Raw genomic sequence first — 7,710 nt, 5'->3', positions numbered from 1 at the left:
CTGTGGGTAAGGTGGCGTATATTAAAATAATTCATGATGATGTGCAAATGATTAATGTTGGGAATGATTGCTGAAATCGGAATGTAAGAATTTGAGGCATAAACAGATTTTGCGGTTAGAATGCGAAGCTGTTTTTGAAGATAGATATAAGGAGCGGAATATGGCTTTACGCCGCGAAATTCTGGCTTGGTGCGATGAGACTTTGCAGGTCGGGCTGTTTAAGGACTATGCGCCCAACGGTTTGCAGGTTGAAGGCAAAGAAGAAATTGCCAAAATCGCCACTTCGGTTACCGCCAGCAAAGCGGCAATCGATTTTGCCGCAGGGCAGGGGGCGGATCTACTTTTGGTTCACCACGGTATGTTTTGGAAAAGCGAGCCTGTCACGATTACCGGCTGGAAAAAAGCACGCATTGAAACCTTGCTGCAACACCAAATCAATATGGCGGGCTACCACCTACCGCTGGACGCACACCCGCAATTGGGTAATAACGCGCAGTTGGCCGAGAAACTCGATTGGGTGCTCGAAAAACAATTCGGCGAGCAAAACCTGTTGAATACAGGCCGTCTGAAAACCACGCAAACGCTGGCGCAATTGTCTGAACGCATCGAGGCGGTATTTGACCGCAAGCCGACCGTTATCGGCGATCTTGAACGCGAAATCAAACGCATTGCCTGGTGCAGTGGCGGTGCGCAGGGATTTTTTCAGACGGCCGCAGACGAAGGTGTTGATGCGTATCTGACCGGTGAGATTTCCGAAGCGCAATATCATCTTGCCAATGAAACGGGTGTGGCATTTATCAGTGCCGGACACCATGCGACAGAACGTTACGGCATCCGCGCCTTAGGCGATGCTGTGGCAGAAAAATTCGGTATCGAAGTGGTTCACTTTGATGAAAACAACCCTGCCTGAGTATTGAGCAATATCATAAAAACTTTACCTTATTTTAAATAATGCTTTGAGTATTACAACAAACTAGGTAGAATTACGCTGTTTAATGGCTCGGTATTCCCAAAAATTTAGGACGACTGAATAATGGATAATCAAGAAATCAACAACGGCCGCCGCCGTTTCCTGACACTGGCTACTTGCGGTGCAGGCGGTGTGGCGGCTCTGGGCGTAGCTACGCCCTTCGTGGCCAGCTTCTTCCCATCGGAGAAAGCTAAGGCTGCCGGTGCTGCTGTCGAAGTAGATGTCAGCAAAATCGAAGCAGGCCAGATGCTGACTGCCGAATGGCAGGGTAAACCGATTTGGCTGGTCAACCGCACAGATCAACAGCTCAAAGACTTGAAAAGTTTGGATGGCGCAGTTGTCGATCCTAATTCCGAAGTGGATCAGCAACCGGAATACGCTAAAAACGAGCACCGTTCGATCAAGCCGAACCTCCTCGTCGCTATCGGTATCTGTACCCACCTGGGTTGCTCTCCGACTTACCGTCCCGACATTGCTCCCGCCGACTTGGGCGCAGACTGGAAAGGCGGTTTCTTCTGCCCTTGCCACGGTTCGAAATTCGACATTGCAGGCCGAGTATACAAAGGTGTTCCTGCACCGACCAACTTGGTTGTACCGCCTTACAAATATCTGAGCGATACAACTGTTTTGGTGGGCGAAGACTAAAAATAAGGAACGATAATTATGGCAAACCAAACCAATAGCAAAGCAAAAGCATTGTTAGGCTGGATGGACGCTCGCTTCCCTCTGTCTAAAATGTGGAATGAGCATTTGGCTCAATACTATGCGCCGAAGAACTTCAACTTCTGGTATTACTTCGGCTCTTTGGCTCTGCTTGTCCTTGTGATTCAAATCGTCAGCGGTATTTTCCTGACCATGAACTACAAACCGGACGGCAACCTGAACGCCTACCATCTGCCTGCTGCCTTTACCGCAGTAGAGTACATCATGCGCGACGTGTCCGGCGGCTGGATTATCCGCTACATGCACTCCACCGGCGCATCTTTCTTCTTCATCGTCGTTTATCTGCACATGTTCCGCGGCCTGATTTACGGTTCGTACAAAAAACCCCGTGAATTGGTGTGGATTTTCGGTTCCCTGATTTTCTTGGCATTGATGGCAGAAGCCTTTATGGGTTACCTGTTGCCTTGGGGTCAAATGTCCTTCTGGGGTGCGCAGGTGATTATTAACCTGTTCTCCGCCATCCCTGTTATCGGTCCTGATTTGTCCACTTGGATCCGCGGTGACTTCAACGTTTCCGACGTTACTCTGAACCGCTTCTTCGCCCTGCACGTTATCGCCGTACCGCTGGTATTGCTCGGCTTGGTTGTGGCACACATCATTGCCCTGCACGAAGTGGGTTCTAACAACCCTGACGGTGTTGAAATCAAGAAAAACAAAGACGAAAACGGTATCCCGCGCGATGGTATCCCATTCCATCCTTACTACACCGTTAAAGACATCTTGGGCGTCGTTGTATTCCTGATTGTCTTCTGTTCTGTGTTGTTCTTTGCACCTGAAGGCGGCGGCTACTTCCTCGAAGCGCCAAACTTCGATGCAGCGAATGCGCTGAAAACACCTCCGCACATTGCGCCGGTATGGTACTTCACTCCGTTCTACGCAATTCTGCGTGCGATTCCTTCGATGGCAGGTACTCAGGTATGGGGTGTAATCGGCATGGGTGCAGCAGTTGTATTGATTGCCTTGTTGCCTTGGCTGGATAAGTCACCTGTAAAATCTGTTCGTTACCGCAACAACTCTTTCAAAGTAATGTTGGCGTTGTTTGTTGTATCTTTTATCGGCTTAGGCATTCTGGGTGCATTGGTAGCAGATGATACTCGTACAGCTTTTGCTCGTGCATTCAGTGCATTCTATTTCTTGTTCTTCATCGGTATGCCTTTGCATACAAACCCTAAATGGTTGGCTGAAAAAGCTGGTGGTATTAAATATTTAATTAGCCTGTTTGTTTATGCAGCTTTAATTATTTATAACCTGTATTTAGTTGCAGTCTTGCCAAATTACATCGTTAAGGCGTTCGTTCTGGCTTACACTGTTTTCTTTGCAGCTATTCCATTCCTGAATGCGTTTAATAGCGAAAAAGCTACGCCTGAACGCGTAACCATGAGCACTACGAAACAAAAAATTATGTTCTTTGTTTACGTCGGTATTACCGTTGTTGGTGCTTACTTGTTTGCAACCAATATCTGATGAGGGCAGCGAAAATGAAACAAACTCTGAAAAACTGGTTTGCTGCCTTATTGCTGGCAGTGCCTATGAGTGCAGCCGTCGCCAGCGGCGGCCATGCAAACTATGAAAAAGTCGACATCGACCTGCGTGACCAAGTCAGCCTGCAGCACGGTGCGCAAATCTTTACAAACTACTGTTTGTCTTGCCACTCTGCAAGCGGTATGCGCTTCAACCGTCTGAAAGACATCGGTTTGACTGAAGATGAAATCAAGAAAAACCTGATGTTCACAACAGACAACGTTGGTGATGTCATGGTAGCGGCAATGGATCCGAAAGATGCTTCCAAATGGTTGGGTGCACCTCCGCCAGATTTGACCCTGATCGCCCGTTCTAAAGGTGCGGACTACCTGTACGCTTATATGCGCGGCTTCTATAAAGACCCAACTCGTCCGACCGGTTGGAATAATACCGTTTTGGCCGGCGCGAGTATGCCTCACCCATTGTGGGAGCAACAAGGTGTTCAAGCCGTTGAATTGGATGCCAAAGGTCAGCCCGTTATGATTAAAGACGAGCACGGCAACCTGACTCCTAAACTGTATTGGGAATCTACCGGTCTGCATAGCCGTCGTCTGCCTAACGGTAAAGTAATCCAAAAAGAGTACGATGCTTATGTGCGCGATTTGGTGAACTACCTGGTATACATGGGTGAGCCTGCTCAATTGCAACGCCACCGTATCGGTTACATGGTTTTGACATTCCTGTTTGCCGTAATGTTGCCGTTGGCGTACTTCCTGAAAAAAGAATTCTGGAAAGACGTTCATTAATTCTTTTGAATCAAAAAAGGCAAACCTGTTTCAGGTTTGCCTTTTTTGTTTGTTTGATTAGTTTATGTTGAATTAATGAAAATCTAAAAATTACTTAATGTAAACAGCGTGTTATTCTAAATTTCTGGATTAAGTATTTGAAATTATGTATAATTCTTTCTGAATTTTTATAAGGCTTAAGGCCGTCTGAAAAGATTGATCAGGAGTAGAAGATTATGATGACTTTGTATTCGGGTATTACTTGTCCATTCAGCCAACGTTGCCGTTTTGTTCTGTACGAAAAAGGCATGGATTTTGAAATTAAAGATGTGGACGTGTTCAATAAACCGGAAGACTTGGCTTTGATGAATCCGTATAACCAAGTACCGGTCTTGGTTGAGCGTGATTTGATTTTGCACGAATCAAACATCATCAACGAATACATTGACGAGCGTTTCCCTCATCCTCAATTGATGCCGGGTGATCCTGTTATGCGCGGTCGCGGCCGTTTGGTGCTGTACCGTATGGAAAAAGAACTGTTCAGCTTGGTGCAAGTGTTGGAAAACCCTGAATCTACCAATAAAGAACAGGCTAAAGCGCGTGAAGCCATTGGCAATGGCTTGACCCTGCTGGCACCGTCTTTTGCTAAAAACAAATATATTTTGGGTGATGACTTCTCCATGATCGATGTTGCCTTGTCCCCGCTGTTGTGGCGTTTGGATTATTACGACATCAAACTGGGCAAATCTGCCGCGCCTTTGCTGAAGTACGCGGAACGTATTTTCCAACGCGAAGCCTTCATTGAGGCATTGACTCCGGCTGAAAAAGCCATGCGCCGCTAAAGGATGGGTTTATGGCGACTTCAACCAAACCGTATTTGTTGCGCGCTTTGTATGAATGGTGCTTGGATAATAACCAAACACCACACATCGTCGCTTGGGTAAACGAACATACCCGCGTTCCGATGCAGTATGTGCGCGACAATGAGATTGTTTTAAATATTGGCCCTACAGCCAGCCATAATTTAAATATCGACAACGAGTGGGTCAATTTCTCTGCGCGTTTTTCCGGCGTAGCGCATGAGATTTGGATTCCGGTCGGTCATATCGTCAGTATATTTGGCCGTGAAAGTGGAGAGGGTATGGGTTTTGAGGTGGAACCATATCAGCCTGCTTCTACCAATCCTGTGGCAACGGAAGATAAAAAAGCTGAATCTACGGAAGGAAAACCGAAAAAAGTATTGAAGCTTGTGAAGTAATCAAAGACAAAAGGCCGTCTGAAATGTTTCAGACGGCCTTTATTGATTAGGTATTGAAGGGAAGCTCTGATGCCTTATCTGGTTATTAATTAAGCCAAACAAAAAAGCCCTTGTGTTTAACAAGAGCTTTTTTGTTTAGTGGTGGAGGTAAGCGGGATCGAACCGCTGACCTCTTGCATGCCATGCAAGCGCTCTACCAACTGAGCTATACCCCCGAAATTTGGTGGCGAATCAGGGATTCGAACCCCGGACACAAGGATTATGATTCCTCTGCTCTAACCGACTGAGCTAATTCGCCGTTTCGTGAAGTCGCTATTATAGTTTTTTTTGAATATTTGGCAAGCGCTAATTTTGGTTTTTTTTATTTCTTATTGTTTTTTAAAAATAAAAAGTAGATGGTCGAGTTATAGTTTATGGCAAATATCGCCGTGAACGAAGCCTGTCCAATCGATATCGATGTCTCTGCCGAAAGCGATCACTTTAAAAAGCTCGCCCATTTCGTGCTGATGGATCAGTTTTTGTACTGCTGCGGCGGCTTGGATGTATTCAATTGAATCCGGACTGCCAATTTGCGCCAGCAGATCAGTGATGCCGAGATTGAGCAGGAAATAAGATTGGGGCAGGTAGCCGATTAAGTCCAAACCTGATTCTGTGCCGGCGCGTGCAATATCGGTGAAATTGACATGTGCGGTCAGATCGGTCAGGCCGATGTTGAAAAATGGGTCGTGGATGGTGTGGTGGCGATAGTGGCCGATAAATGTGCCTTCTTTGCGTTGCGGATGGTAATACTGGGCGGCATCGAAGCCGTAATCGATAAATATCATGCCGCCGCGCTGCAATTTGGCGGCCAGGGTTTGGATAAAGGCATATTGTGCCGGATGCAGCTCGCTTGTGTATGAAGGGAGGGGAGGAAAATACAAGGCGGCTGTTTGTATCAGTTCGGCTTGGGCCAATGGTCTGACGGCTTCGATTAGCTTGTCATTCTCTAAGCTGACGCCGATTTGTTGAAATCCTTCATCTTGATAAATCAAGCGTTCGACCGGCATGGCATCCAATACTTCGTTGCCGATGATGATGCCGTCAAAGTGTTCGGGTAATGCGGTGAGGTGGATGACTTTTGCGGCTGCTTCGGGAGATGTGTGCTCAAGAATATGTTGACGTTGTCTTTCTGCAAGCTCTGCCGACAGCTCAATAATGTAGTAATGATTCAGGCCGTCTGAAAGATTTTGTAACAAAGTAGCGGCAAGATGGCCTGTGCCTGCACCAAATTCGTAGATATTGCCTGCTGTTTGCGGCAGTAATTCGGCAAGTTGTTTGGCAAGGGTTTGTCCGAATAGGGGGGAGAGGGTAGGGGCAGTAATGAAGTCGCCGTCCGTACCGATTTTATGGCTGCCTCCGCTGTAATAGCCGTATTGAGGTGTGTAAAGGGCAAGCTCCATAAATCGGGAGAAAGGTATCCAGTTTTGATGTTGTTCAATTTCGTTTTTGATGAGCTTAGTCAGGTGTGCTGAAGAGGCTTGTGCGTCAGGGGAGGGGAGGGGGAGTTGTAGCTTCATGACTGTTAGATAATGTAAAAAATTTGAATTTGTTTGTATATTATAGCTGCTTACGGAATGGGTGGTAATTGAGTATAAAAATACTATATGTAGTATTTTTATAATATAAATCATACTATATCTAGTATTTTATGCTAAACGAAATGCTTAATAAATCCATATGTCATTCATTATTGCGTATATAAACTATTGAATTTTAAGCATTTAGTGTTTCATTTCAGATAAGAAACGGATTTGACCTGATTGCCAAAATTTCTTATAGTGTCGGTTAGTGGGGCATAGTGGGTGAAAGTGGTTACTTTTTCCTGAAATGTGTCCTGTTGAAGCGAAAACGAAATATTTTAGGAAGGTGGGATTTTTAATCTCACTCTGTTTTATTTTAATCGAATTTGGGGTGTGATGTGTTTGGCGGCGCTCATGAATTGAGTATGGACAGTAAAGGGCGGTTGGCGATTCCTGCCAAATTCCGCGATATTTTGCTGCGCCGTTATACGCCTGCAATTGTGGTTACCCTGGATTCCCGAAAAAAATTATTGATGTACCCGGAGCCCGTTTGGGAGGAAAAAGCCGAGCAGATTCTGAAGTTGAAAGTAGCCGGCAATGAATCTTTGCAACGGTATCAAAATCTGCTGCTTCACAATGCGGAGATTTTGGAGTGGGACAGCGCCGGACGTGTTTTGATCCCGGCCAATCTGCGCAAACGCGTGGATTTTGAAAAAGAAGTTACTTTGGTTGGCCGTGCAAACCGTATGGAGTTGTGGGGCCGCGAACATTGGGAAGAGGAAATGAATCAGGCTTTGGATATCGATCCTGACGAATTGGCTTTCCAATTGAGTCAAACGGATTTGCAATTGTGAGTAAAGTTGAAAATTATCAGCATGTTACTGTCTTGTTGCATGAGGCGGTGGATGCGTTGGCAATCCGTGAAGACGGGATTTATGTGGACGGTACGTTCGG

At 46.0% G+C, this 7,710-nt stretch carries 9 protein-coding genes and 2 tRNA genes; 8 read left to right on the top strand and 3 right to left on the bottom strand.

All coding sequences use genetic code 11. From position 1 onward, the window contains the following. Positions 1-160: 160 nt before the first annotated feature. The 6 genes from ACTHUT_RS11525 (at position 161) to ACTHUT_RS11500 (ending at position 5,197) form a co-directional block, all read left to right on the top strand. Positions 161-910 (top strand): Nif3-like dinuclear metal center hexameric protein, encoded by a 750-nt coding sequence (locus ACTHUT_RS11525; protein ID WP_440386014.1) that lies wholly within the window; start codon positions 161-163, stop codon positions 908-910. 123 nt (positions 911-1,033) lie between these two features. After that, positions 1,034-1,615 carry a ubiquinol-cytochrome c reductase iron-sulfur subunit gene (petA, locus tag ACTHUT_RS11520; RefSeq protein WP_070606098.1) on the top strand — a complete coding sequence of 194 codons (582 nt, stop codon included), beginning with the start codon at positions 1,034-1,036 and terminating at the stop codon, positions 1,613-1,615. Positions 1,616-1,633: 18 nt separating this feature from the next. After that, positions 1,634-3,157 carry a cytochrome b gene (locus ACTHUT_RS11515; RefSeq protein ID WP_168163289.1) on the top strand — a complete coding sequence of 508 codons (1,524 nt, stop codon included), beginning with the start codon at positions 1,634-1,636 and terminating at the stop codon, positions 3,155-3,157. A 14-nt stretch (positions 3,158-3,171) separates the two neighbouring features. Further along, the gene (locus tag ACTHUT_RS11510) at positions 3,172-3,960 is read left to right on the top strand and encodes a cytochrome c1 (protein ID WP_003748257.1); all 789 of its coding nucleotides are present in this window, start codon (positions 3,172-3,174) and stop codon (positions 3,958-3,960) included. Between the two features lie 215 nt (positions 3,961-4,175). Further along, on the top strand, positions 4,176-4,781 hold the full coding sequence (locus ACTHUT_RS11505) for a glutathione S-transferase N-terminal domain-containing protein (protein ID WP_003685910.1): 606 nt from the start codon (positions 4,176-4,178) through the stop codon (positions 4,779-4,781). Between the two features lie 11 nt (positions 4,782-4,792). Beyond that, entirely contained in the window at positions 4,793-5,197 is a 405-nt protein-coding gene (locus tag ACTHUT_RS11500) for a ClpXP protease specificity-enhancing factor (RefSeq protein WP_440386015.1), read from the top strand. Between the two features lie 139 nt (positions 5,198-5,336). On the opposite strand, the gene ACTHUT_RS11495 is transcribed toward ACTHUT_RS11500, so the two are convergent. The 3 genes from ACTHUT_RS11495 to ACTHUT_RS11485 all read right to left on the bottom strand — a co-directional run bounded on the left by ACTHUT_RS11495 (position 5,337) and on the right by ACTHUT_RS11485 (position 6,753). Beyond that, a tRNA-Ala gene (locus ACTHUT_RS11495) sits at positions 5,337-5,412 on the bottom strand. 6 nt (positions 5,413-5,418) lie between these two features. After that, positions 5,419-5,495, bottom strand: a tRNA-Met gene (locus ACTHUT_RS11490). A 106-nt stretch (positions 5,496-5,601) separates the two neighbouring features. After that, on the bottom strand, positions 5,602-6,753 hold the full coding sequence (locus ACTHUT_RS11485) for a class I SAM-dependent methyltransferase (protein WP_440386016.1): 1,152 nt from the start codon (positions 6,751-6,753) through the stop codon (positions 5,602-5,604). A 401-nt stretch (positions 6,754-7,154) separates the two neighbouring features. Between ACTHUT_RS11485 and mraZ the strand changes: the two genes are divergently transcribed. Both mraZ and mraW read left to right on the top strand, forming a co-directional pair. Beyond that, positions 7,155-7,610: a division/cell wall cluster transcriptional repressor MraZ gene (gene mraZ / locus ACTHUT_RS11480; protein WP_003748265.1), complete on the top strand. Its 456-nt coding sequence runs from the start codon at positions 7,155-7,157 to the stop codon at positions 7,608-7,610. After that, positions 7,607-7,710, top strand: a 104-nt coding sequence (gene mraW / locus ACTHUT_RS11475) for a 16S rRNA (cytosine(1402)-N(4))-methyltransferase (RefSeq protein WP_440418809.1), incomplete at its 3' end; no start/stop codon positions are given. The genes mraZ and mraW, both read left to right, overlap by 4 nt.

Source organism: Neisseria sp. P0022.S010 (genome assembly GCF_051956635.1).
This window is presented reverse-complemented; position numbering and strand designations above follow the sequence as displayed.

Bases quoted from the DNA above. Each gene is read 5' to 3' on its own strand.
- ACTHUT_RS11525 (WP_440386014.1), top strand. From the start codon at position 161: ATGGCTTTACGCCGCGAAATTCTGGCTTGGTGCGATGAGACTTTGCAG.
- petA (WP_070606098.1), top strand. From the start codon at position 1,034: ATGGATAATCAAGAAATCAACAACGGCCGCCGCCGTTTCCTGACACTG.
- ACTHUT_RS11515 (WP_168163289.1), top strand. From the start codon at position 1,634: ATGGCAAACCAAACCAATAGCAAAGCAAAAGCATTGTTAGGCTGGATG.
- ACTHUT_RS11510 (WP_003748257.1), top strand. From the start codon at position 3,172: ATGAAACAAACTCTGAAAAACTGGTTTGCTGCCTTATTGCTGGCAGTG.
- ACTHUT_RS11505 (WP_003685910.1), top strand. From the start codon at position 4,176: ATGATGACTTTGTATTCGGGTATTACTTGTCCATTCAGCCAACGTTGC.
- ACTHUT_RS11500 (WP_440386015.1), top strand. From the start codon at position 4,793: ATGGCGACTTCAACCAAACCGTATTTGTTGCGCGCTTTGTATGAATGG.
- ACTHUT_RS11485 (WP_440386016.1), bottom strand. From the start codon at position 6,753: ATGAAGCTACAACTCCCCCTCCCCTCCCCTGACGCACAAGCCTCTTCA.